This is a genomic window from Sphingobacterium sp. 40-24 (assembly GCF_001899705.1).
GTDB classification, from domain to species: Bacteria; Bacteroidota; Bacteroidia; order Sphingobacteriales; family Sphingobacteriaceae; genus Sphingobacterium; species Sphingobacterium multivorum.
On record NZ_MKWH01000018.1, the window covers coordinates 25,743 to 49,156 of the forward strand.

22 protein-coding genes are annotated in these 23,414 nt (G+C 40.5%); 18 read left to right on the forward strand and 4 right to left on the reverse strand.

Features of this window, described 5'->3' with window-relative positions; all coding sequences use genetic code 11:
• Positions 1–32: 32 nt before the first annotated feature.
• Positions 33–878, reverse strand: coding sequence for an ATP cone domain-containing protein (locus tag BGP15_RS06030; protein WP_046676247.1), 846 nt, complete (start codon positions 876–878; stop codon positions 33–35).
• A gap of 135 nt (positions 879–1,013) precedes the next feature.
• Here BGP15_RS06030 and BGP15_RS06035 point away from each other — a divergent pair, with 135 nt between their 5' ends.
• A complete protein-coding gene (locus tag BGP15_RS06035; RefSeq protein ID WP_046676248.1) occupies positions 1,014–1,310 on the forward strand; it encodes a YgaP family membrane protein in 297 nt (98 codons plus the stop codon).
• Positions 1,311–1,386: 76 nt separating this feature from the next.
• Here the strand turns inward: BGP15_RS06035 and ychF are convergent, their stop codons facing one another.
• The gene (gene ychF / locus BGP15_RS06040; protein ID WP_070560853.1) at positions 1,387–2,487 is read right to left on the reverse strand and encodes a redox-regulated ATPase YchF; all 1,101 of its coding nucleotides are present in this window, start codon (positions 2,485–2,487) and stop codon (positions 1,387–1,389) included.
• Between the two features lie 68 nt (positions 2,488–2,555).
• Between ychF and BGP15_RS06045 the strand changes: the two genes are divergently transcribed.
• The 7 genes from BGP15_RS06045 (at position 2,556) to trxB (ending at position 9,505) form a co-directional block, all read left to right on the forward strand.
• On the forward strand, positions 2,556–2,891 hold the full coding sequence (locus BGP15_RS06045; RefSeq protein WP_286768969.1) for a Rieske (2Fe-2S) protein: 336 nt from the start codon (positions 2,556–2,558) through the stop codon (positions 2,889–2,891).
• 88 nt (positions 2,892–2,979) lie between these two features.
• Entirely contained in the window at positions 2,980–3,984 is a 1,005-nt protein-coding gene (locus BGP15_RS06050) for an NAD(P)H-dependent glycerol-3-phosphate dehydrogenase (RefSeq protein ID WP_286768970.1), read from the forward strand.
• A 19-nt stretch (positions 3,985–4,003) separates the two neighbouring features.
• Positions 4,004–4,900 carry an oxygen-dependent coproporphyrinogen oxidase gene (gene hemF / locus BGP15_RS06055; protein ID WP_070560847.1) on the forward strand — a complete coding sequence of 299 codons (897 nt, stop codon included), beginning with the start codon at positions 4,004–4,006 and terminating at the stop codon, positions 4,898–4,900.
• Between the two features lie 20 nt (positions 4,901–4,920).
• Positions 4,921–6,180: a M16 family metallopeptidase gene (locus tag BGP15_RS06060; RefSeq protein ID WP_112374694.1), complete on the forward strand. Its 1,260-nt coding sequence runs from the start codon at positions 4,921–4,923 to the stop codon at positions 6,178–6,180.
• Complete coding sequence (locus BGP15_RS06065; protein WP_286768971.1) at positions 6,170–7,492, forward strand: M16 family metallopeptidase; 1,323 nt, start codon at positions 6,170–6,172, stop codon at positions 7,490–7,492. The genes BGP15_RS06060 and BGP15_RS06065 overlap by 11 nt, the downstream gene beginning before the upstream one ends.
• 71 nt (positions 7,493–7,563) lie before the next feature.
• Positions 7,564–8,520 carry a 3'-5' exonuclease gene (locus tag BGP15_RS06070; protein WP_204991167.1) on the forward strand — a complete coding sequence of 319 codons (957 nt, stop codon included), beginning with the start codon at positions 7,564–7,566 and terminating at the stop codon, positions 8,518–8,520.
• Positions 8,521–8,548: 28 nt separating this feature from the next.
• The gene (gene trxB, locus BGP15_RS06075; RefSeq protein ID WP_286768972.1) at positions 8,549–9,505 is read left to right on the forward strand and encodes a thioredoxin-disulfide reductase; all 957 of its coding nucleotides are present in this window, start codon (positions 8,549–8,551) and stop codon (positions 9,503–9,505) included.
• 45 nt (positions 9,506–9,550) lie between these two features.
• On the opposite strand, the gene rnhA is transcribed toward trxB, so the two are convergent.
• Positions 9,551–10,045, reverse strand: coding sequence for a ribonuclease HI (gene rnhA, locus BGP15_RS06080; protein WP_112374834.1), 495 nt, complete (start codon positions 10,043–10,045; stop codon positions 9,551–9,553).
• Between the two features lie 428 nt (positions 10,046–10,473).
• Between rnhA and BGP15_RS06085 the strand changes: the two genes are divergently transcribed.
• From BGP15_RS06085 to BGP15_RS06100, 4 genes are all read left to right on the forward strand, one after another.
• Complete coding sequence (locus BGP15_RS06085) at positions 10,474–12,312, forward strand: alpha-L-fucosidase (RefSeq protein WP_070560838.1); 1,839 nt, start codon at positions 10,474–10,476, stop codon at positions 12,310–12,312.
• Between the two features lie 174 nt (positions 12,313–12,486).
• Complete coding sequence (locus BGP15_RS06090) at positions 12,487–12,942, forward strand: hypothetical protein (RefSeq protein WP_112374698.1); 456 nt, start codon at positions 12,487–12,489, stop codon at positions 12,940–12,942.
• An 82-nt stretch (positions 12,943–13,024) separates the two neighbouring features.
• Positions 13,025–13,714 (forward strand): SIR2 family NAD-dependent protein deacylase, encoded by a 690-nt coding sequence (locus BGP15_RS06095; protein WP_046676258.1) that lies wholly within the window; start codon positions 13,025–13,027, stop codon positions 13,712–13,714.
• Between the two features lie 32 nt (positions 13,715–13,746).
• Positions 13,747–14,844: a DUF2891 domain-containing protein gene (locus BGP15_RS06100; protein ID WP_070560832.1), complete on the forward strand. Its 1,098-nt coding sequence runs from the start codon at positions 13,747–13,749 to the stop codon at positions 14,842–14,844.
• On the opposite strand, the gene BGP15_RS06105 is transcribed toward BGP15_RS06100, so the two are convergent.
• On the reverse strand, positions 14,833–15,198 hold the full coding sequence (locus BGP15_RS06105) for a winged helix-turn-helix transcriptional regulator (RefSeq protein WP_112374699.1): 366 nt from the start codon (positions 15,196–15,198) through the stop codon (positions 14,833–14,835). The genes BGP15_RS06100 and BGP15_RS06105 overlap by 12 nt on opposite strands.
• A gap of 91 nt (positions 15,199–15,289) precedes the next feature.
• Here BGP15_RS06105 and BGP15_RS06110 point away from each other — a divergent pair, with 91 nt between their 5' ends.
• The 6 genes from BGP15_RS06110 (at position 15,290) to BGP15_RS06135 (ending at position 23,246) form a co-directional block, all read left to right on the forward strand.
• Positions 15,290–15,661: a DoxX family protein gene (locus BGP15_RS06110; RefSeq protein WP_046676261.1), complete on the forward strand. Its 372-nt coding sequence runs from the start codon at positions 15,290–15,292 to the stop codon at positions 15,659–15,661.
• Positions 15,662–16,581: 920 nt separating this feature from the next.
• Positions 16,582–17,292, forward strand: coding sequence for a hypothetical protein (locus BGP15_RS06115; protein ID WP_286768973.1), 711 nt, complete (start codon positions 16,582–16,584; stop codon positions 17,290–17,292).
• Between the two features lie 15 nt (positions 17,293–17,307).
• Entirely contained in the window at positions 17,308–19,542 is a 2,235-nt protein-coding gene (locus BGP15_RS06120) for a TonB-dependent receptor (RefSeq protein ID WP_286768974.1), read from the forward strand.
• Between the two features lie 78 nt (positions 19,543–19,620).
• Positions 19,621–20,067, forward strand: a complete 447-nt coding sequence (locus BGP15_RS06125) for a VOC family protein (RefSeq protein WP_112374702.1) — start codon at positions 19,621–19,623, stop codon at positions 20,065–20,067.
• Positions 20,068–21,083: 1,016 nt separating this feature from the next.
• Complete coding sequence (locus BGP15_RS06130; RefSeq protein ID WP_070560823.1) at positions 21,084–21,671, forward strand: hypothetical protein; 588 nt, start codon at positions 21,084–21,086, stop codon at positions 21,669–21,671.
• 228 nt (positions 21,672–21,899) lie between these two features.
• Entirely contained in the window at positions 21,900–23,246 is a 1,347-nt protein-coding gene (locus BGP15_RS06135; protein ID WP_286768975.1) for a Gfo/Idh/MocA family protein, read from the forward strand.
• Positions 23,247–23,414: the final 168 nt, after the last annotated feature.

The following is a 23,414-nucleotide window of genomic DNA, read 5'->3' on the forward strand; positions in this document are numbered from 1 at the left end:
CAAACAGGTATACATAACACCTTTTTTTATAATTAATATTCTTCTTCCACCTGATAGTTGATGAGTTCGCGAGCCTCGTTTAAGACCTTTTCTTTCCGTTCTTTTGTTAAGTTTAGGAGATCCAATTTTTCGGGATTACTCACGATATCTTTTACCAAAATAAGTTGATTTTTGAGCAGTTGCTGTTCCTCAAGGTCGGAAAGAGTTGTGAGACAAGTGACCGGATAGAAAACAGCTTTGTCTACTCTTTTTTTAATGCTATTTTCTTTTGGATAATCCCAAGAAAGCAAGTTGATATGATAGTATTTGGCAAAATCAATCGAGTCGGAGGTGAAGTATGCATTGGTAATCAGCCAGCCTTCTTGAAACTGCAGCTGTTTTCCAAAAAACTGATAATTGATATTGCTGATATCTTTGAATCTTGAAAGATAATACATGGGCGTCGTTACGGATATTTTTGCGTCAATATCGTTTCGAAATTTGCATTCGGCGGTGATCAGTTTACCGTCCTTATAGGCTACAACATCCAATTCATGGGAAACGGCATGTCCCTGTACGGTCTGTCCGGTGGTGCTTTCATATCCGATGGATCGCAGAAGGTGGGCAATGTATTTTTCGAAGTAGAAACCTTCGGGGCCAAGTTCACGCAGGGCTTTCTTAAGGCTGTAGCGAGCGGCGTAAGAATTTCGCACAGTTTTTAACGTATCAAAGGCCAGCTGATAGAGTTCTCTTGTTGAAATCCCATCATATATTTCGTTGAGTACCTTATCGTAGACCTGATTGACCTGGTCAGCATTGGCACCGGAACGAGAAAGCGAATGACGTAGCGATTCACCATTAAAGGGTACCAATTCACCAGAATATTTTTTGATTTGCATGTATCTCTAATTTGTTAAATACGAATATAAGAGATGTCGTCGGAGAAACAACATAAAAAACTATTATTCTATTCCTAAACTTTTTTAGGACACCATTTGTTTATAACATGTACGATAAATAAAATGGAGATAATTATGAGTAACCTACTAAACTTTGCATTTGATAAGATAAAAACAAAGATCGAAGACGATTGTATCGAAGAAAATATTGGCACCTCTGAGCGTGTTCTGTCGGTGATTGCCGGCGGATTCATATTGGGCTTGGGTGTTAAAAAACTTTTTAAATCACCACTGACTGGATTATCAGGATTGACCCTTGGCGGAGCGCTGATCTATCGCGGCGTAACTGGTCATTGTGATGTTAAGAAAGTGCTGGAAGATAAGGATATCAAAAAAGTAGAGGTGATTGAACACCGCTATTTTGTTAAATAACACAAAAAAAAGAGGCCAGTACATGAAATGTACTGGCCTCTTTTTTGTATTTATCTGTTTGAACAGGTGGGAATGATTATACATTAAAACGGAAGTGCATGATATCGCCATCTTGGACAATATATGTTTTTCCTTCCACTGATAATTTTCCAGCTTCTTTTACTGCATTTTCGGAGCCAAGTGAGACAAAATCGTCATACTTGATTACTTCAGCGCGGATAAACCCTTTTTCGAAATCTGTGTGGATTACACCTGCAGCCTGAGGGGCTGTAAATCCGTTCTCAATCGTCCAAGCGCGAACTTCCTGTACACCAGCGGTAAAATAAGTCGCCAAATTTAAAAGCGAATATGCAGCGCGGATGAGCTTATGTACGCCAGATTCTTCAAGACCCAAGTCGTCTAAAAACATCTTTCGTTCTTCGTAGCTTTCCAGTTGTGCGATTTCAGATTCGATCTGTGCTGAGATAATCAATACCTCGGCTTTTTCATCCTTTACAGCTTCCTTAACACGTTCTACGTAAGCGTTACCTGTATTAACAGAACCTTCATCTACATTACATACATAAAGTACAGGTTTAGCCGTTAACAAGGCTAAATCCTGGATAAACTCAAAATCTTCCGCTTCTATTGCTGCTGTACGGGCGGATTTTCCAGCTTCAAGATGATCTTTGACGATTGATAGGATGTCAAACGTTCTTTTTGCATCTTTATCGCCGCCTGTTTTAGCCATTTTTTCTACCTTCTGGATACGTTTTACTACAGTGTCCAAATCTTTAAGCTGCAATTCGGTGTCAATGATTTCTTTATCTCTGATTGGGTCTACCGAACCATCTACGTGGATCACGTTCCCATCGTCAAAACATCTTAAAACGTGAATAATAGCATTTGTTGTACGAATATTTCCTAAGAATTGATTGCCTAAGCCTTCACCTTTTGAAGCTCCTTTCACAAGACCGGCGATGTCGACAATCTCGATGGTGTTTGGAACAATTCGTTGCGGGTTGACTAATTCAGCTAATTTATTGAGACGGGCATCCGGTACGGTAATTACCCCAACATTTGGTTCAATTGTACAAAATGGAAAGTTAGCCGCTTGCGCTTTCGCGTTCGACAAACAGTTAAATAATGTTGATTTACCGACGTTTGGTAAACCTACGATACCGCATTGTAAAGCCATATATAGTGCAAATTTTTGAAATTGCACAAAGATAGAAAATTCACTGTAATTTTTAGCTATCTTGTCGAATGGTTCATTGGTACAAAATTGAACATGCCGATTTTCTTAAAAATCAGGGCATCAGCGAACATAAATTCGGTGGAAAAATTATTTGTATTACCTGGTACGAAGACCAACTCTATGCTTTCTCGCCTAAATGTCCACATGCTGGGGCACCATTGAAAAATGGCTGGTGTGAACGTGGCAAAGTAATCTGTCCTTTTCATCGCCATGAATTCGATCTGGTGTCGGGAAGAGGTAATCCCGAACAGCATGATTTTATTCGCGTTTACCCCATAAAATTCGAAAACAACGATTATTATGTTGGCTTGGAATTAGGCTTCTGGAAGCGTTTATTTGCTTAAAAAGTAACGAAAGTATCATATCTCACCGCGTGAATCGTATATCTCGTTAGTAAATAAGTATATTTGCTGTCGAAAACAAATTAAAGACATGCAGGGGAAAAAGATTGGTATAATTGGTAGCGGAAGTTGGGCTACTGCTATGATCAAGATGCTATGTGAAAATGACCAAGACAAGCATATTTTTTGGTGGGTAAGAAAGGAAGAGGATGCAGAATATATTCAAAAATTCAAACATAACCCGACTTACCTGAGCAGTGTTTCGGTTGATCTTAGTATTACGACGATTGATACCGATGCTAAAAATGTAATTACTAATTCAGATATTATCATTTTAAATACGCCTGCGGCCTATTTGAAGGATGCACTGGCCAATGTGACGAAGGAAGATTTTAGAAATAAAATTGTTGTTTCAGCCATCAAGGGGATTATTCCCAAAGATAATTTGATTATCGGTGAGTTTTTGGAGCAACGCTATGAGGTCGATATGGAACAGATCTGTGTGGTTGGTGGTCCCTGCCATGCGGAGGAAGTTGCCTTAGGCAAATTGTCGTATTTAACTTTCGGCTGTAAGAACCTGGATAGTGCAGCATTGGTTGCTTCCTTTCTGTCGTCAAGGGTTATCAAGACGATTCTTTCGGAAGATGTACTCGGAATAGAATTTGGTGCAGTATTGAAAAACATCTATGCGTTAGCTGGAGGTATCTGCCACGGCTTAGGTTACGGTGATAATTTTCAGGCTGTGCTGGTCTCCAATGCAATTCGCGAAATGCGTCGTTTTGTAGGTAAAGTAGATGGTGATACGTCAAGGGATGTGAATACTTCGGCTTATTTAGGGGATCTTTTGGTAACAGCCTATTCCCAATTTAGCCGAAATAGAACCTTTGGTAATATGATCGGAAAGGGCTACAGTGTACAATCTGCGCAGTTGGAAATGAATATGGTGGCTGAAGGGTATTACGCATCGGCATGTATTCAAGAGTATGCGAAAAAATATGCGGTGGAATTGCCAATATGCGATGCCGTGCATCAAATTTTGTATGAACACCTCCCTGCATCTAAAATTATTCAAGCATTGAGCGAAAAATTAACATAATAAAGTAGCAATAGAGTAGATGATAACAAAAGAAGCGATTGCTTTAGCTTATAAAGAAATTCAGGACGAAATATGTCAGGCGCTGGAGAAATTAGACGGATCGGCACGCTTTGAAGAAGAATTGTGGGAGCGTGAAGGCGGCGGTGGCGGTCGCACCAGGATCATTCAAAATGGTCAAATTTTTGAAAAAGGAGGCGTTAACTTTTCGTCTGTGTATGGCAAATTACCTGAAGCGATCAAAAAGTCATTTGCGGTGGAAGAAGATGATTTTTTTGCGACAGGAGTTTCCATTGTAATCCATCCAAACAATCCCTTCGTACCTATTATACACATGAATATCCGCTATTTTGAACTGAACGATCAGATTCGTTGGTTTGGCGGCGGTATTGATTTAACTCCGCATTATATCGATGAAGAGGATGCGCGTTATTTTCATCAGCAGCTGAAAGATGTCTGTGATAGACATGATTCTACCTACTATGAAAAGTTTAAAAATTGGGCGGATGATTATTTTTATATCAGACATCGCCAGGAAACACGTGGCATAGGAGGTGTATTTTACGATAAGTTGAATACTGAAAAAACGGGGGTGAGCATGGAAGATATTTTTGCTTTTTCCTGTGACCTTGGACGCACGTTTGCACCAACCTACACTGCATTGGTGGAGAAAAATCGACATAAAACCTTTACAGATCAACAGAAAAATTGGCAATTGATCCGTCGCGGACGCTATGTCGAATTTAACCTCGTATGGGATTCGGGGACTAAATTTGGACTTGAAACGAATGGTCGGATTGAGTCCATATTGATGAGTCTACCAGCCCAAGCCAATTGGGTATATGACTATCGTCCTGAAGAAGGCTCCGAAGAAGCCAAAACCTTATCTTTATTGCGAAAAGGTATTAACTGGATTTAAAAACATCGAAGAAAAAATAGATGGTTTCTTATCAAAAATTTACGTTGGAAAACGGCCTACGTGTATTGGTACACGAGGATCATAATACAGCCATGGCCTGCGTCAATATCTTGTACGATGTGGGGGCAAGGGATGAATCTCCGGAACAGACCGGATTTGCGCACTTATTTGAACACCTGATGTTTGGTGGAAGTATCAATATTCCTAATTTCGATACCGAATTGCAAAAAGTGGGTGGCGAGAATAATGCATTCACCAGCAACGATATTACAAATTATTACATCACTTTACCCTCTTCAAATTTAGAAACGGCATTGTGGTTGGAGTCGGACCGGATGTTAAGTTTGGCTTTTTCCGAACAAAGCCTCGAAGTGCAGCGGAATGTCGTGAGTGAAGAATTCAAACAGCGTTATTTGAATCAGCCTTATGGTGACGCTTGGCTAAAATTACGTCCATTAGCCTATCAGGTACATCCGTATCGTTGGGCAACCATCGGAAAAGAACTGAGCCATATTGAAGAGGCTACAATGGAAGATGTTAAAGCATTTTTCAAATTACATTATAATCCGCAGAGTGCAATTATGGTTGTTTCTGGGGATGTTCATTTTGAGGAAGTAAAAGCTTTGACTGAAAAATGGTTTGGCGATATCGAGGCGGGCGAAAAATACAATCGCCAATTGCCTAAAGAACCCGCGCAAGATAAGATTAGGCGTGAAACGACTTGGGCAGAGGTGCCTTTGGATGCGCTTTATATGGCATTTCATGGCCCTGCTCGATTGGAAGAGGGGTATTTTGCAATGGATCTTTTGTCGGACATTTTATCGAGGGGCTCTTCTTCACGTTTGTATCGTCGATTGGTAAAAGAGGGGCAGTTATTTAGTGAAATAAATGCTTATGTGATGGGAAGTATCGACAATAACCTCTTTGTTATTGAAGGAAAACCGTCGGAAGGCATCTCGCTAGAGGAAGCTGAACGTGCGGTGTGGGCAGAATTGGAGGTCATAAAATCCGAGTTAGTACCTGCCGCTGAATTGGAAAAAGTGAAGAATAAGATCGAATCGACAAATGTTTTTGCAGAACTATCTATTTTGGATAAAGCCATGAACTTGGCTTTCCATGAGTTGCTGGGGGATGCAGACGGCATTAACACAGAGGTTTCAAAATATTTGAAGGTGAGTGCTGAGGAAGTTCAACAGCAAGCTCAGGTTATTTTTAGACCGGAGAATGCTTCTATATTAATGTATAAATCAAAACAAGAGGAGGCTGTACATGTTGGATAGAACAAAAGCACCCGAGTTCCGTGAAATTGGAAATATAAGTTTGAAAGAACCAATCAAGAAGCAGTTTGCAAACGGATTGCCTGTCTATGTATTCCAGTCGCCCGAGCAGGAGCTGGTACGGATAGAATGGATCTTTGAGAATACCTATCTTGACGGTGCGGCTGAAAATCCGTTGTTAAATAGTACTTTAAGTGCATTGCTTAAGGAGGGGACAAAGACCATGTCGAGTGCAGAGATTGCAGATAAAGTGGATTTCTACGGAGCATTTCTTGTTCCTGAATATTCTTTTGACGTAACGTCTTTGTCGCTTTATACATTGAATAGACATAGTCAAGTACTCTTGCCGCTTGTAAAAGATATTCTGACGGAAGCATCGATTCCGCAACAGGAGTTAGATACCTATTTGCGTAATAACAAGCAAAAGTTTCAAGTTTCTATTCAGAAAAATGATTATCTGGCGAGACGCAAATTTTACAATTTGATCTTTGGTGAGAACAATCGTTATGGGCGTACACCAAAACTAACAGATTACGATGCAATTACGCGTGCGCAGCTGATCGAATTGTACCGTAGGGAAATTGTTCCTACAAATTGTACATTAATTGTTTCAGGTAATGTTTCTGAAGAGCTTTTGCAGGAGTTGGAGCAAATCTTCGGTGTCGATTGGCAAGGAGCAGCTGCTGTATCTCCTTCGGAAGTCCCAGTTTTGGTGCAAGGTTCAAATAACCTGGCTTATGAGGAAAAAGATAATGCCTTGCAGTCTGCCATTCGGTTAGGCTGTCAGACAATTGGAAGGGAACATCCCGATTATCCGGCATTACAATTTGTCAACACATTATTAGGTGGTTTTTTCGGTTCCCGCCTAATGCGCAATATCCGAGAAGAAAAAGGGTATACCTATAGCATTGGTTCGGCTGTTGCTACCTTGAAACATACTGGTTTTATGACCATTGTAACTGAAGTTGGGGTAGATGTAACACAGGCCACGTTGACTGAAATAGAAAAGGAGATCAATTTGTTGAAAACAACTTTGGCCTCCGAGGATGAGGTCAATCTTGTGAAGACCTATATGGAAGGTTCTATGTTGGGTTCGTTGGAAAGTATCTTTTCGCATGCCGACAAGTTCAAAAGTGTTTTGTTAAATGGGATGACATTGAACTATTATTCCTACTATATGGAACAGATCAGAAATATGTCGCCCGAGAAGGTGCAGCATCTTGCCAATAAATACTTTGACTACGATGCCATGGTGAAGGTTGTGGTTGGGAAAATCAGTCAAGTAGAACCAGTTCATCAAGCGGTTGTAAATTAAATTTCTTAGACTACAAAAATCGAATACTACTTTGTATTTTTGGTTTTTGATAAAAAAGTGTATTATCCAGCATGGAATTAAAATTAAAAAGACCATTGGTATTTTTCGATTTGGAAACTACAGGTGTTAATGTAGCGACCGATCGTATTGTGGAAGTATCATTTCTGAAAGTGATGCCCAGTGGTGAAGAAACAGTCTATACAAAGAAGATCAATCCAGAAGTGCCTATCCCTGCGGAATCCTCTTTTTTTCACGGCATTTATGATGAAGATGTGAAGGATGCTCCTAATTTTAAAGCAATCGCAGTGGAACTTGCGGCTTTTATTGCCGATGGAGATCTCGCGGGCTATAATTCCAATAAATTCGATGTCCCAATGCTTATGGAAGAGTTTTTACGGGCAGGTGTTGATTTTTCATTGGAGGGTAGAGCATTTGTTGATGTTCAAAATATCTTCCATCAGATGGAACAACGTACGCTGAAAGCTGCATACAAGTTTTATTGCAACGAAAATCTTGAAAATGCGCATACAGCGGAAGCGGATGTTCGTGCCACATATGAGGTCTTGAAAGCGCAGCTGACAAAATATGAAGGCGCAGCATTCGAAGATAAACATGGGACAGTATCTTATCCTGTCGTAAACGATGTTGAGGCGCTACATACGTTTACCAACCTAAGTAAACCTGTAGATTTTGCCGGACGTCTCGTCTATAATGCGGAGGGATTGGAAACGATCAATTTTGGTAAACATAAAGGAAGACCTGTTATAGAAGTATTTGAGCAAGAGCCCAGTTACTACGCATGGATGCAGAATGGTGATTTTCCATTGTATACCAAGAAGGTCTTGGAGAATATCTGGAATCGGTATAAAAAGGAAAAGAGTGAGCAAAAGGCAAAAGCAGCTGCAGCCACCCATTCTGTAGAAGATAAAAAACTTGCGAAAAAGGAATTCAATCAACAAAAAGAAGAAGCGCCGCAGAACATTTCTTTGGATATGCTGAAAGGATTGCAAGATAAATTTAAAAAATAACGTTAATTAATAGCTTAGAAAAAGGATTATGGAATTCAAACAAGAAGTGGAACATGTACAGTGTTTGATTATTGGTTCGGGACCAGCAGGTTATACTGCCGCGATTTATGCAGCCCGTGCGGATATGAAACCAGTCGTTTATACCGGTATTGTGCCAGGGGGACAGTTGACTCAAACAACTGAGGTGGACAATTTCCCTGGTTATCCAAAAGGTATCACTGGACCAGTGATGATGGAAGATTTGCGCGAGCAAGCTGAACGCTTCGGAACTTCAGTGCGTTTTGGATATGTGACTAAAGTGGATTTTACAGGTGAGGTACACCGTGTTGAGATCGATGGAACGGTACAAGTTACCGCAGATACTGTGATTATTGCGACAGGAGCCACAGCAAAATGGTTAGGCTTGGAATCTGAACAAAAATACAATGGTTTTGGTGTTTCAGCATGTGCTGTATGTGATGGGTTCTTCTTTAAAAACCAAGAGGTTGCTATTGTAGGTGCTGGGGATACAGCGGCAGAAGAAGCAACGTATCTTGCAAAATTATGCTCAAAAGTACATATGTTGGTTCGCCGTGACGAGTTTCGTGCTTCTAAAGCAATGGTACATCGCGTTATGAATACACCAAATATCGAAGTTCACTACAATTCTGAGGCAAAAGAAGTCCTAGGAGATGGTCAGGTGGTGACCGGAATACGTGTTGTAAACAATAAAGACCAGTCTGAAAAAGATATCGAAGTAACAGGTTTCTTCGTTGCTATTGGGCATAAGCCTAATACCGAGCTTTTCACAGGTATATTGGATATGGATGAAACAGGTTATTTAATTACAAAACCAGATAGTACTGCAACAAATATCCCGGGTGTTTTTGCTTGTGGTGATGTTCAGGATAACATCTTCCGTCAGGCAATCACTGCTGCAGGTACAGGTTGTATGGCAGCTTTGGAAGCTGAAAGATACTTAGCAGCTAAGGAAAGCGGCGAATAATCGCATGGAAATAATAAAAACGGGGCATTGTACAATGCCCCGTTTTTATTTACCTTCTTCCATTTCAAAAACACTATCGATTTTCCAATTTGCCTTATCTTTGGATGCTGCGACAGCTAAACGATCACAGCGCTCATTTAACGGATGCCCAGCATGGCCTTTTACCCATACAAGGCGTACGGTATGGAGCTTATAGGCGTTCATTAAGCGCAACCAAAGATCTTTGTTCTTTTTTCCCGCAAAACCTTTTTGTATCCAACCATATACCCATTTCTTATCAATGGCGTCAATGACGTATTTGGAGTCAGAATACACGGTAACATGTTGCTGTAGATTTTTCAGTGCCTCGAGGCCGACGATCACAGCCATCAATTCCATCCTGTTGTTAGTCGTTTTGCGGTAACCGCCCGAAAACTCTTTTTCGATCAGTTTACCTTTAAAGGCTTCATTATCGCCTGTATAAATAGTTCTTAAGATGGTTCCGTAACCTCCAGGGCCCGGATTTCCACTTGAAGCCCCATCTGTATATAATTCGATCATACCGGCCAAATATACATGAAGTTTTTGTAAGCACATACAAACAGGTAAAAATGATCAAGACTAGTCCATATTTTGATGCTCGAAGTAGAAGAATTTTAACACTGCGACATGTTCAATCAATTCAACGATGGAACATAGTGCTACAAGCATCAAAATTAATAGGTATTTAAGACTGACTTTATAGGTGTTTAAAAGGGACTTTACACGGCTTTATCCGAATGAGGTCCGAATGAGGTCCCTATAAAGTCCCTATGAGGTCCGTTAAAATAATAGGAATATTCCCTTTGTGTTTTAAGCTTAAGCTAAGCGAAGTATGATGATAGATTTCAATTGCTCTCCAACTTAATTTATCCCTTACATAGTTGGATTGTGCTGATTTATGTGTATTTTGCCGGCTTAAACTCGTTATGTAATCGATAAAATAGCTTATGAAGTTTCGAAAGATTTCTCTTTTTGTTCTATTGGCGTCCGCGTGCTTAAACGTTTCAGCGCAGAACAATGTATCACCGCAAAAAATGGATTGGTTTGAAGATGCCAAACTGGGTATTTTTATTCACTGGGGGATTTATTCTGTCGATGGAATATCAGAATCTTGGTCATTCTTCAATAATTACATCAACCATGACAATTATATCAAGCAACTGAATGGTTTTACAGCAAAGGATTATAGACCGAAGGAATGGGCCAAATTGATCAAAGAAGCCGGTGCGAAATACACGGTGATTACGACCAAACACCATGACGGGATCTCGATGTGGAATACGAAGGCTGATAAAGCGATCACGACATTACAAGACGCAGCTGCCAAACAGGATGTAATCACACCATTTGTGAAAGCCATACAAGAAGAAGGCTTGCATACTGGACTGTATTATTCTTTGCCCGATTGGAGCCATCCTTATTACGATGTTTTTACGCGCAATCGAAAACGTTATGAATTGAAAAGTGAGCCTTCTCGTTGGGATAATTATGTAAAATATTACCAGAAGCAATTGACTGAGCTATCCGAACAGTATAAGCCCGAATTACTTTGGTTTGACGGGGACTGGGAGCATAGTGCCGAGGAGTGGAAAGCTAAAGAGACCTTGAATCTTTTGCGGAAGTATAATCCGAATATTATTATAAACTCGCGATTGAATCATCATGGAGATTACGATACACCTGAGCAAGGGATTCCAGTAACCCGTCCTGATGCTAAATTTTGGGAACTCTGTTATACCATGAATGATTCTTGGGGCTATCAACCCTTTGATAAAAAGTACAAATCACCGAATATGATCATTCGAACGTTGGTAGATTGTATTTCCATGGGTGGAAACCTATTGTTGGATATCGGTCCAAAGGCAGATGGAACGATCCCTGAGGAACAATTAAATATTTTGAAACAGCTGGGGCGATGGACACATAAGCATGCAGCTGCGATCTACGGTACAAGAGCCGGTATTCCATTTGTGAACTACGGCGGGAAATCTGCTTTATCAAAGGACGGAAAGACACTTTATCTGTATGTATACGAACAGAAACCCGAATTGCAGCTCAGAGGTTTGGTCAATCATACAGCCATTAAAGAAGTCTCAGTTGTTGGTGATGCATCCGCGAAAGTGAACGTTAAGTCTGAAAACGGAACCGTTCAAGTCGATTTGACGAAAGTAAACTTTGATCAGGATGTGACTGTGATTGCACTAACCTTTGCGGAGGTGCTTCGTTGGACTGCACCGCAAGATACTGAAGTTACGTTGAAATCTGTACTGGATAATAAGTTGACAGGTCGTGCTTTAGGTCAGATCGCTTCAACACTGCATGCCGGAAAAAATATCTTTGATAATTCCGGATTGACCGTGGATGGCTTAGAGACCAAATTGCCAAGTAGTAATGCGACTAATCCAACGGTATTAAAGTGGATTAAGGATCATGCCGAAGCACTTTATGAGACTGGAAAAGGCTTACCTGAAGGACATTATGAAGGACTAAGCGCGCTCTCTAAAGATCGCCAGACATTGTATCTGTTTGTCGAGGGAAAACCTACGGGTCCTATTGCACTAAAAGGTGTTAAAAATGGAGTCGCCAGGATCCGCGTGGTCGGTGAGGGCTCCATGATAAATCATGAGATTTTCAATAAGCTTTATTGGAGTAGCATCCCGGGTATTATCTACATTCAGGCACCAGCAGAGCGCTTGGATAAAAATATGACAGTTATTGCTGTTTTGTTGGATGCGCCAATACAACTATATCGCGAGAAAGTGGGCGCTATCGAAAATAACCTTTAAGAGGTCGGATAGCAATTAGCGTTGAAAAAGAGCCTGGGATAACAAAATATCCTGGGCTTTTTTGCGGGATATAAACTATGCTGATTTATTAATTCTGATCCATTTTCTTTCGGTATTCGGTGCATTTTCTCCTGAATTGTGGCGCAAAAGCATTTTTTATTATAACTTAGGCCTATGAATCCAATCAAAGCTGTTTTGATCCCAATTTTTGCTCTTCTTTGTGTTTGTTGTTCTTCCGGTGACGGAAGTAAATCCGAGCGATTGCGGGCAGATTCGTTAGTGAATGAAGTGGTCAATGGAAGGTTAGCTCTAGCAACATTAGCAGAGTCAAATGAATTTATGTATTTCAATGATAAATACTTTCATGAACCGGCGGATTTAAAGGTCATTCCGAAATTTGATAAGGTACAGATTCAAGTTGTTACTTATCGGATTTATCAGCATGTCAAATTAAAAAATAATCGCTATGTGTTCAACGTGCAGAAAGCCAGTGAACTGCATATACCAAATAGCGCTTTTGTGTATTACCAACGTTCTTTTGATGATATGAACCGTAAGGCAGCCTTGAGTAAAGATTCGATCCGACTCGAGCTGCCGGATAATTATGCATCTTTGTTGATAAATGAATGATCTAGATCAGGCCTACAGACATGATGAAGGTCATATCAAAAGTCAATCTTAACTATACAATGGTGCAACAAATAGATTTAAGATGGAAAAGAAAAATATCGTTGTATTGACGGGGGCCGGTATTTCGGCTGAAAGCGGTATACCTACCTTTAGGGATGCCAATGGATTGTGGGAAGGACATGACGTCATGGAAGTTGCTTCCATTGAAGGTTGGCATAAAAATCCAGCCTTGGTGCAGGAGTTTTATAATCTGAGACGGAAAGCCGCTTTGGTCGCACAGGCAAATGCGGCTCATTATGCGCTGGTAAAATTGGAATCAGCATACCGGGTGAGTATTGTGACGCAGAATGTAGATCTACTGCATGAACAGGCAGGATCCTCCCATATCGTTCATTTGCACGGCCGCCTGGATCAGTCGAAGTCATCTGTCGATGACCGTTTGGTGTATCCCATTGTTGGTGATGAGATCAAAATGGGCGATCTTTGTGAGAAGGGTAGTCAGCTGAGGCCAAATATAGTCTGGTTTGGAGAGGCTGTGCCGGCCATTGAGGAAGCGATAAGCCTGGTTTCGAAGGCCGATATTTTGATTATTGTGGGAACCTCCCTACAGGTTTATCCCGCTGCGGGACTTAAAGAATTTGCGCCTAGTCACTGTAAATCGTTTTTAATTGACAAAAAGATTCCTCATGACAACGCTTTACGTAATATACAGTGTTTTGAAGAATCGGCGACCATAGCTGTTCCTGAACTGGTAGAACAATTACTTAATTAAATGTTATATAGTCGTTTATAAAATAAGGGTTTATGAAGAAAATAATAGGGCTTCTTTGCATGTCCGTTGCTTTTGTTGCATGTCAAAATAATTCAGCGATCAAAGTAAATACGAGTTCAAATGATCAGCCTTTAACCTTGGATAGCGTTCAGGCCAAGCATCTGCTCAGTTTGCCACTGCATTGCATCGAAGTGGAATATCCCAATAAGCTGGGACAGGTACTCGGTAGTGATGGTGATCTAAAAGCACCGCGTACATTGCATCCAATTTTTTACGGTTGTTTTGACTGGCATTCTTCTGTACACGGGTATTGGTCAATTGTGCATATTTTGAAGGAATTTCCAAATTTGGATAGCTCAGGTGAAATTCGACGCCAATTGAACCGAAATATTACAGCAGAAAATGTGGCTGTTGAATTAGATTTCTTTCAAGATAAGAACAATAAGAACTTTGAGCGTACGTATGGCTGGGCTTGGTTGTTGCAGCTGCAGAAGGAATTATTAACTTGGGAAGATGCCGATGCAAAACGCTGGGCATCGAATCTTGAACCGTTGGTGAAACATGTGGTAAAATCGTATCAGGAATATTTGCCCAAATTGGTCTATCCGATCAGGACAGGCTATCATGATAATTCGGCCTTTGGCCTTTCGCTGTCCCTGGACTATGCAAGAAGCACGGGAAATGTGACGTTTGAAAAATCATTAATGACGAATGCTTCTCGTTTATACAGTCAGGATAAGAGCTGCAACATTTCTTTTGAGCCAAGTGGAAGCGATTTTCTTTCTCCTTGTCTTGAAGAAGCCCTTTGTATGAGTATGGTGCTGCAACAGGAGGATTACCGTAAATGGTTAAAGGATTTTATGCCAGATCTGTTTAATCCCGATTTCAATTTAGAACCAGGAATCGTGAAAGATCGAACCGACGGACATTTGGTCCATCTGGATGGACTTAATTTTAGTCGCGCCAACTGTTTAAACGGTATCGCCAAAGCGCTGCCTGAATTAAGTTATTTGCATAGGTTGGCGAATAAACATTTAAAGTATTCTTTGCCCAATATTACAACCAAGGATGATTACATGGGGTCACATTGGTTAGGTACTTTTGCACTCTATGCACTATCAAAGCATTGATTCGGGGAGATTATCTTCTCCCCATTTATCCATTAGGTTTAATATTTCCTCGAGCGAACGGCCGAGCTCGGTTAATTCATATTCTACCTTTGGGGGAACTTGCTGGTATACAATTCTATTAATCAGCTTGTCATGCTCCAGTTCCTTTAATTTGGCGATCAGCATACGTTCAGATATTCCCACGAGTCTTTTCCGCAACTCACTATAGCGGAGTTTACCTTCATTTAGCAAATAGGAAAGGATATTGATTTTCCATCTGCCACCTATGGTGGCCAAGGTAAATGCAATACCACAACGGTCTTTCCAGTATAGCTCATTAATGTGATTGGTTGAATTCTCTTTTCGCGGGTTCATACAAACTTTTTTGTTGGTATCATACAATCTTGTATGTACTGTTATTCCTGCAAATTAATAAAGAAATTTGTAGGAAAGCAAAAAGTATAACATGGAAACGATTAAATCAGTCGCTCATTGGTTGAGCTATGCGTACTACCTTTATGTATTTGGATATGCATCATTATTCAAAGTTTTTCAAAAGAGCGCCATGATGCAAAGCATGCAGTCCCTGGGTTTTAATAAGACTTGGACGATCATTATCGGAATAGGGGAACTAATGGGGGTAGTATTGCTCTTAATAGGTTTGTATAACCCGCAATTTAAGAATGCTGCAGTGCTGCTGTTGTTTCCATTTGCGGTTGCTGCGTTTACGGCACATATGGCGCATCAAGAGTATCATCATTTCTACAACTCCTTGCTGATGTGTGTACTTAGTATTGTGCTGTTGGCCACAGACAAAACCTTTAAAATTATACTTTAAATCCTGCGTCAGCGTTAGCATGATCATTAGAAAATTAGGATTATTTTATGGCTTAATTTTCTAAAAATCCTATGTTTATCCGGAAGCAAGTGGTGCTGGAGATGCAAGAGGGAAAATAATGTGATAGACTACAATTATAAGCGGTATGGCAAGCCGGTCGATAGCCGAAAATATAGGAGCGACTTGATCGGTTGTAAATCGTGATTTGTGCTAATTTAACTCTGTTGATTTATGCTGGGATATTTTGTTTTTCTACCATTTTATTGCGTTGTTATTGGTATAAGTAAAGTTTTCGCGCTGTTTTTTTTAGATATACATTTTTTAGCAGGTTAGAAAAAGGCTATAAAATTCAAGATTTGTGCTACTCTACACGATCAAACTTATAATACATTTGATCTATCAATCCCATAGGGATGTTACATGCTATGTATAGGTATTTAAGACAACTTTTAATGGTTTTGTCCATTGTTTTTTTCTGTCTGTTTTTTACAGGTAAAATAAACAAGGATGTCTTTTCACATACTGCCTATAAAAACACCTCAAAAACGGCAATAACTTCTTCACAATCCCATTTCGATTTTTATGTCGGATCGATCGAAGAATGCTCGTTCGAATGGCGTTATGATCAACATTTAGCATATGCCGTTCGGCTCTGTACCTTGGGACTGATTCTACCAATTTTCTTGCTATTTGCGGATAAGAAGTCATGGCATAGTTTTTATGAACTCCAAAATAAATATCTATCGAACAGGCTGCCAGACAGGTGTATCCTATACCATTCCTTTAAAATTTTCGGTTAAATCCCTTTTCCTTTTCGTGAATATCATCGGTTGGGTCGACAGACGGCTATAAAACCGATTTAATAAATCATTGCTTGAAGAAAGCGGCTTAATCAGCTGCTTTGCTATTAAATCATTTATATGAACACAACACTTTACGCATTAGCTATTACAGCTATTACGATCAGTTTTTTTCATACTGCATCGGGCCCAGATCATTATCTGCCATTTATTGTATTGTCCAAATCGAAAAAATGGTCGTTGGGGAAAACCATATTATGGACTATTATATGTGGGCTTGGGCATGTTTTCAGTTCGGTCATACTGGGGATTATTGGCGTTTATCTTGGATGGCAGCTCAATAAGATCAGCTGGTTGCAGGACGTGCGCGGCAATGTTTCGAGTTGGGCACTATTTATTTTTGGACTTGGATATTTGATTTACGGGATCTGGAAAATGTCAAAGAAGCATTCTCATAAGCATTTTGATGTGATGGGTGATGAGGTGTATGTGCATGAACACACGCATGGGAAAAGCACATCAGGGCATCATCACCATCATCAAAAAACGAAGGTAACGCCTTTGGTATTATTTGCAATTTTCGTCATGGGACCATCGGAACCATTGATTCCACTTTTATTTTTTTCAGGTGCTCACCGCTCAATGCCAGAGGTGATTACACTGATTAGCACCTTTATCATCACAACAGTGGCAACTATGGTTGGGATGGTCTTGTTGGGAATTTATGGTTATAATTTGCTCAACACCGAAAAACTTGATCGATATGTACACGCTATTAGTGGTGCTGTCCTGTCAATTTGCGGTGCGGGGATGTTATTTCTGGGATGGTAATTTTTTAAATAGGATATGAACAAACATCAAATCACCTTTTTTATAAGCCTAATGGCTACTACACACAGTTATGCCCAGCAACATGTAATTCAGGGAACTGTGAAAGATAAGGATAGTAAACAGAGATTAGAAGAAGTCAATATACGTTACCAACGTGGAATAAAACATAGTCATACAGCATCGAATGGTACTTTTTCCGTACAGCCGGGAACATTTCCGGATACTTTATTGTTGAGCCGGATTGGCTATCTCGATCAGGTATACATCCTAAAAGAAGCGAAGTCTCCGATTGAAATCGAGATGCAAAAAAATGAAGTGCAGTTGAGTCAAATTCAGGTGGATGCATTCAATAGCAGTAAAACATTGAGCAAAGTTGATTTAAGTAAGATTCCCGTTAATTCGGCGCAAGATCTGTTACGAAAAGTTCCTGGGCTCTTTATAGCACAGCATGCCGGTGGTGGAAAGGCTGAGCAAATATTTTTGCGTGGATTTGATAATGATCACGGTACAGATATTGCCATTACTGCAGATGGCATTCCCGTTAATATGGTCTCTCATGCGCACGGTCAAGGATACGCAGATCTCCATTTTATTATTCCAGAAACGGTAAAAGACATTGATTTTGGCAAGGGTGCTTATTATGCAGACAAAGGCGATTTGAACACATCGGGTTATGTTAATTTTACGACCTTGGATCATTTGGATCATAATCTTTTTAAGGTTGAAGGCGGTTCTTTTGATTCCTGGCGTACCGTGGCCATGCTTAATCTGCTGAATAACCATGAGCAGAATAAATATGCCTATGCCGCAGGAGAGTTCAATTATTCGAATGGTCCTTTTGACATCAAGCAAAATTTTAGTCGTGTCAATCTATTTGCGAAATATAATCAGTGGATCGATGAGAAACATTATATCAATCTCCAGGGGTCCATATTCAGTTCGGGTTGGAATGCATCGGGTCAGATTCCGGAGCGGGCTGTTCGTCAGGGACTGATTAGCCGTTGGGGTTCGATTGATTCTACAGAAGGCGGGAATACATCCCGCATGAATTTGGCGATGCAATACCGTGCGCTGATCAGTGATCAAGAAAGCTGGGAAAGCAATGTTTACTTCTCGCGCTATAAATTTCAGTTGTTTTCGGATTTTACTTTCTTTCTGAAAGACCCCATTCATGGCGATGAAATAGAGCAGGTTGATAATCGATACTTGTACGGTATCGAAAACAAATACAATCGCCAATTTCATTTTGATCATAGTCAGCTTTCTTGGACATCGGGGTTTGGGCTCCGAGTGGATGATATCAAAGATCTTCAACTGAACCATGTCTATCAGCGCGACGAATTATTGGATCGGCTTTCGCATATTTCGGGTGTAGAAATGAATCTTCATGCCTATAGCAATCTGGATTGGCGTATTGGAAAATGGACGATTAATCCTGCATTACGTGTCGATCACTTGATTTTCAACTTGCATGATAAGCTGAAAAGTGATCCTGCAGGGCAAGAGGCTTCTGCAACAAGAATCAGCCCAAAGCTGAACTTTGGATATACGTTCAATCATAGCGCCCAAATCTATTTGAAAACGGGTATGGGATTTCATTCCAACGATATCAGGGTGGTGATGGAACAACAGGGAAAAGATATTATGCCCATTTCCTTTGGTGCAGATCTTGGCTTGATCTGGAAGCCAACTGATAACCTTTTTATTCAGCCTGCTTTATGGGGGTTATACCTGCAGCAAGAATTTGTGTACGTCGGGGATGAAGCTGTTGTAGAGCCTTCAGGCAAAACGAACCGTCTGGGGGCTGATTTGAGTCTACGCTATCAAGCTACTCCATGGTTATATTTTGATGGCGACATCAATTATGCGTACGCGCGGGCAATTGACCAACCTAAAGGCGAAAACTATATCCCGCTGGTACCTTCTTTAACAAGTACAGGGGGAGTATCTGTGAAGCTACCGCTCGGCATTTCGGCCAATTTGCGCTATCGTTATATGAATACAAAACCAGCGAAAGAAAATAATTCGGTACGTGCTAAAGGTTATTTGGTCAACGATCTCCTGCTTAACTATGGCGTGGGAAAATGGAATTTTTTGTTGCAGGCCCAAAACGTATTTGACACCAAATGGAATGAAGCACAGTTTGAGACCGAGACTCGATTAAGAAATGAACAACAGCCCGTTTCTGAATTGCATTTCACCCCTGGAACACCTTTTATGGTAAAAGCGGGCCTAAGCTATAAATTCTAAAGACTGGGCACGATGGTAGCTTTAAAATTTTCCTTTGTATCTTTAATAGGAATTATAAGTCCTTATAAATGATGTATTATGGAAAAGAGTAAGTTACTTCGAATGGATAATATGGGTATCGTGGTGGAGTCGTTGGACAACGCGATTTCGTTTTTTTCAGAACTTGGTTTACATTTGGAGGGAAGGGCACAGATTAAAGGGGAATGGGCAGGTCGAATAACAGGTCTCGGTGCTCAGCATGTGGAGATCGCCATGATGGTGACACCAGATGGGCATAGCCGATTGGAGCTTTCAAGATTTATTGATCCAGCGATAATTGCAGATCATAGAAACGCTCCGGTCAATGCCTTGGGGTATTTGCGGGCAATGTTTACCGTTGAAGATATCGATGATGTGCTGCGGCGACTCATTGACAATCATGGAGCTGTGCTGGTCGGGGAGGTGGTACAATATGAAAATGCGTATCGTCTCTGTTATCTAAGGGGAGTAGAGGGATTATTGATTGGTTTAGCACAACCGCTGTAAGGTAATCGATATGAACTGGTAAAAGACAGCTATAGGAATAATTACAAGGCAAGTGATAGGAATTGAATCTTTGTACGAAAAAAGAAAATTTAAGAAATTTCTATGTTTTACAAAATAAATAGGAAACTAAGACGTTATTGATACAAATACTTTTCATAAAATAGGTTAATATATGGCTAAGACCCTAGAGTTCCCCGCTCTAGGGCTTTTTTGTAATTATACGTCCGGGAATAACGAAATTTTGTACAATCTGTCTGGATCGCGTTCTTTCCTGATCAATAAAGCGAAATTTAGCTACTTGATGAAAGCCATGAGGAGGGCCTAAGAATCTATTTTTTAGATGCTGTTTTCAGCGATGAACTCGTCGTTATCACTGGTTTTGCAATTTTGCCCAAACTGGATATAAATTAGGCAATTTTTGAACATGTGGTCATTAGTATAATCACACATAAGACGAGTAATATAATAACAGATGTGGTGTAAGGCGTTCTTCTCATAATACTTTTTTTTACTTAGTAGTTTACAAAAGCCGTGCCTTTATTTTTAGAACTTGCAGTAAGTCTGGTTGTTGTAGCTTCGTGTCTACAAGGCGTCGATATGAATAAGGAAATGATATGTTTGAAAAGGCTTTTGCCGATGTCTTGTGCATCGATTGTGGAATTAATGGATCTGGTTCCTATTGTTCGTTTGAAACGATGTTTTTTTTGATAGTCTATAGACGATGAGAATACCCAAAAGCATTACAATCGTATAGGCAATAAACGCGATGTTTTCAGACTGATGTTCGCTACCCTTTGCAACACAACGCTGTCTGTTTGGTCACAGCGGCAGCGAAAGCAAACAACACCAGCGAAGCCACGTAAAATAATATTACTTTTAGGTATATGGTTTCTCTTTTCATTTTCTAACTGTTTGGTAAACGTGAATTTACACTATTTTTGAAGAAATAGTGAAGGTTATCTGAAAGAGTGGTGTGCTTTTTGTTTATAGGGGAGAAAGATTAGAGAAATAATAATATGAAGTATCCTTATTTAGGAATTAGTATGGTATGTGCGGCCCTAGCGAGCATGGCCAATTCAAAGGCTGTATTTGCCGGAGAGCAATTAGCTGTTCAACACATTGAATATGTGCAGGTAAATTCAGACTCATTGAAGGTTGAACAATTAGCAACAGCGCTGAGAAAGATGAAGCCTATCAGTTCGGCAGATTTTAAGGCAAAGTTCAAACCGGAAATCAACGGATTTAAGCTCACAGAGGTGACGGCTTTCGAGGATGCGGAGTCAGGATCTTACGCAACGGCAAACTATGTGAAGGGAGAGCAAAATATTTATTTGATGGTTACCGACGGAGCCGGTCCAGGTTCGGATCAGGTAAAGTTAAATTTGATGAACTATATCGACCTAAAATCAATTGAAGACCTAGGAACCAAAATGCAGGTTAAGCCTTACAAAGGTTGGCTGGCGTCTTTTGACTGGAGCATGTTTGAAAACGATGGTTTGACTAGCATTCAATATCTCGAATCAAATCGATTTGCAACTGTCTCTTCAGCAAATAATGTAGCAATTGAAGAATTAGAGAGTTTTTTGAATAGTTTTAGTCTATAAGAAAATTGGCACAGTCCCGGAACCTTTAATCAAAGCCGGGACTCAGTCCATCAAACCGATTTAATCCATTCCCCGACTGCTAATAGTCGTTAAATATCTATATCTTCCGAGCCTTTCTTTCCGTAATTTCCCAGATTATCCGCTCTATAGCTGCGCTTGTTGATGCAATATTTTATTGTTTATTGCTTATTTTTCTTATATTAGGTAATAAACCAGCAAATTGTGTCTATGTTCAATCTAAATCGGAGAAAATTTATTCAAGGAGCGGGAGCAGTCTTAACTTTATCCGCTTTGCAAGTTAAAGGTCTGTCGTTTAAAGATGCGATTAAAAATTTTCGGGTCGGATTGATCGGTGCGGGTTGGTATGGGAAGAGTGATTTGTTCCGTTTAATGCAGGTTCGGGATGTTGATGTTATCGCCATATGTGATGTTGACGACAACCATTTGCAGGAGGCGGGGCGATTAACTGCTGAGCGCCAGGTTTCAAAAAAGGTTCCAAAGCTTTATAGAGATTATAGGGAGATGCTCGCTAACCATAAATTCGATCTTATCCTTATTGGCACACCGGATCACTGGCATGCAAGACAGGCTATAGACGCGATGCGTGCGGGGGCTCACCTTTATTTGCAGAAACCCATCAGTGTGGATGTACTTGAGGGCGATGCCATATGGCGCGCGGCTAGAAAATATAACCGGAAAGTGCAGGTAGGGACCCAACGGCGGAGTACGGCGCATCTCATCGACGCTAAGAAGCGGGTGGTCGATAGCGGCCTGCTTGGTAAGGTTTCGCATGTGGAGATGTGCTGCTACTATCATATGCGGAAAAATGGTAACCCGCCTACACAACAAGTTCCAGAGTTCTTAGATTATGAGTTATGGACAGGACCGGCACCTTTACGAGCTTATGATGGTTTACCGCATGGCAGCTGGTGGCGAACCTTTATGGCTTATGGAAATGGGATAACCGGCGATATGGGAATGCATATGTTTGATACGGTACGTTGGCTTTTGCAACTTAAATGGCCCAAAAGCGTGAGTGCCAAAGGCGGTATTTATGTCCAAAAAGAAGGCAAATCGACGATTGCAGATACGCAGACCGCTCTATTTGAATACGAAGATCTTAACTGTGTCTGGCAGCATAGGACATGGGGAGCAGCAACAGACCCTGAATATCCTTGGGCATTTGTTATATACGGTGACAAAGGTACTTTAAAGGGAAGTGTGATAAAATATGAGTTCATTCCCATCGGAGAAGGTGAGACTATCCGAAAGGATGTTATCTTAGAAAAAGAGACGTTTCCTAAAGATCTGGAAGAGCATCGAATAGAACTGCATACAGCTCCGGCAACGCGACGACACATGCTCGATCTTTTATCAGCAATTGAAAATAATCACCTACCTGTAGCCGATATTGAAGAAGGCTATATCTCCACCGCAAGTTGCATATTAGCCAATTTGTCGATGCAGTTGAATCGGCCCCTGATTTATGATCCTACGCAAAAAATATGTATTAATGACCCTGAAGCAACTCAATTATTGCAGAGAGGGTATCGCAGTCCATGGCAACATCCGTAATAACAATATCAAGCGACAGATACCGGCAAATGGAAAAAACGCACCCGTCAAAATATGCCATGCATATGGACCGACTTGGCATTTATCAATATATAGAACGTTCCTGACCTAACGGCAAAGGGATCCAATAGATTAAACAAAATATGTTCAAGCTTAAAATTCTAAATT

Excerpts from the sequence above, each read along its gene's own strand:
- BGP15_RS06030 (WP_046676247.1), bottom strand. The coding sequence starts at position 878 with ATGCAAATCAAAAAATATTCTGGTGAATTGGTACCCTTTAATGGTGAA.
- BGP15_RS06035 (WP_046676248.1), top strand. The coding sequence starts at position 1,014 with ATGAGTAACCTACTAAACTTTGCATTTGATAAGATAAAAACAAAGATC.
- ychF (WP_070560853.1), bottom strand. The coding sequence starts at position 2,487 with ATGGCTTTACAATGCGGTATCGTAGGTTTACCAAACGTCGGTAAATCA.
- BGP15_RS06045 (WP_286768969.1), top strand. The coding sequence starts at position 2,556 with ATGGTTCATTGGTACAAAATTGAACATGCCGATTTTCTTAAAAATCAG.
- BGP15_RS06050 (WP_286768970.1), top strand. The coding sequence starts at position 2,980 with ATGCAGGGGAAAAAGATTGGTATAATTGGTAGCGGAAGTTGGGCTACT.
- hemF (WP_070560847.1), top strand. The coding sequence starts at position 4,004 with ATGATAACAAAAGAAGCGATTGCTTTAGCTTATAAAGAAATTCAGGAC.
- BGP15_RS06060 (WP_112374694.1), top strand. The coding sequence starts at position 4,921 with ATGGTTTCTTATCAAAAATTTACGTTGGAAAACGGCCTACGTGTATTG.
- BGP15_RS06065 (WP_286768971.1), top strand. The coding sequence starts at position 6,170 with ATGTTGGATAGAACAAAAGCACCCGAGTTCCGTGAAATTGGAAATATA.
- BGP15_RS06070 (WP_204991167.1), top strand. The coding sequence starts at position 7,564 with ATGGAATTAAAATTAAAAAGACCATTGGTATTTTTCGATTTGGAAACT.
- trxB (WP_286768972.1), top strand. The coding sequence starts at position 8,549 with ATGGAATTCAAACAAGAAGTGGAACATGTACAGTGTTTGATTATTGGT.
- rnhA (WP_112374834.1), bottom strand. The coding sequence starts at position 10,045 with ATGATCGAATTATATACAGATGGGGCTTCAAGTGGAAATCCGGGCCCT.
- BGP15_RS06085 (WP_070560838.1), top strand. The coding sequence starts at position 10,474 with ATGAAGTTTCGAAAGATTTCTCTTTTTGTTCTATTGGCGTCCGCGTGC.
- BGP15_RS06090 (WP_112374698.1), top strand. The coding sequence starts at position 12,487 with ATGAATCCAATCAAAGCTGTTTTGATCCCAATTTTTGCTCTTCTTTGT.
- BGP15_RS06095 (WP_046676258.1), top strand. The coding sequence starts at position 13,025 with ATGGAAAAGAAAAATATCGTTGTATTGACGGGGGCCGGTATTTCGGCT.
- BGP15_RS06100 (WP_070560832.1), top strand. The coding sequence starts at position 13,747 with ATGAAGAAAATAATAGGGCTTCTTTGCATGTCCGTTGCTTTTGTTGCA.
- BGP15_RS06105 (WP_112374699.1), bottom strand. The coding sequence starts at position 15,198 with ATGAACCCGCGAAAAGAGAATTCAACCAATCACATTAATGAGCTATAC.
- BGP15_RS06110 (WP_046676261.1), top strand. The coding sequence starts at position 15,290 with ATGGAAACGATTAAATCAGTCGCTCATTGGTTGAGCTATGCGTACTAC.
- BGP15_RS06115 (WP_286768973.1), top strand. The coding sequence starts at position 16,582 with ATGAACACAACACTTTACGCATTAGCTATTACAGCTATTACGATCAGT.
- BGP15_RS06120 (WP_286768974.1), top strand. The coding sequence starts at position 17,308 with ATGAACAAACATCAAATCACCTTTTTTATAAGCCTAATGGCTACTACA.
- BGP15_RS06125 (WP_112374702.1), top strand. The coding sequence starts at position 19,621 with ATGGAAAAGAGTAAGTTACTTCGAATGGATAATATGGGTATCGTGGTG.
- BGP15_RS06130 (WP_070560823.1), top strand. The coding sequence starts at position 21,084 with ATGAAGTATCCTTATTTAGGAATTAGTATGGTATGTGCGGCCCTAGCG.
- BGP15_RS06135 (WP_286768975.1), top strand. The coding sequence starts at position 21,900 with ATGTTCAATCTAAATCGGAGAAAATTTATTCAAGGAGCGGGAGCAGTC.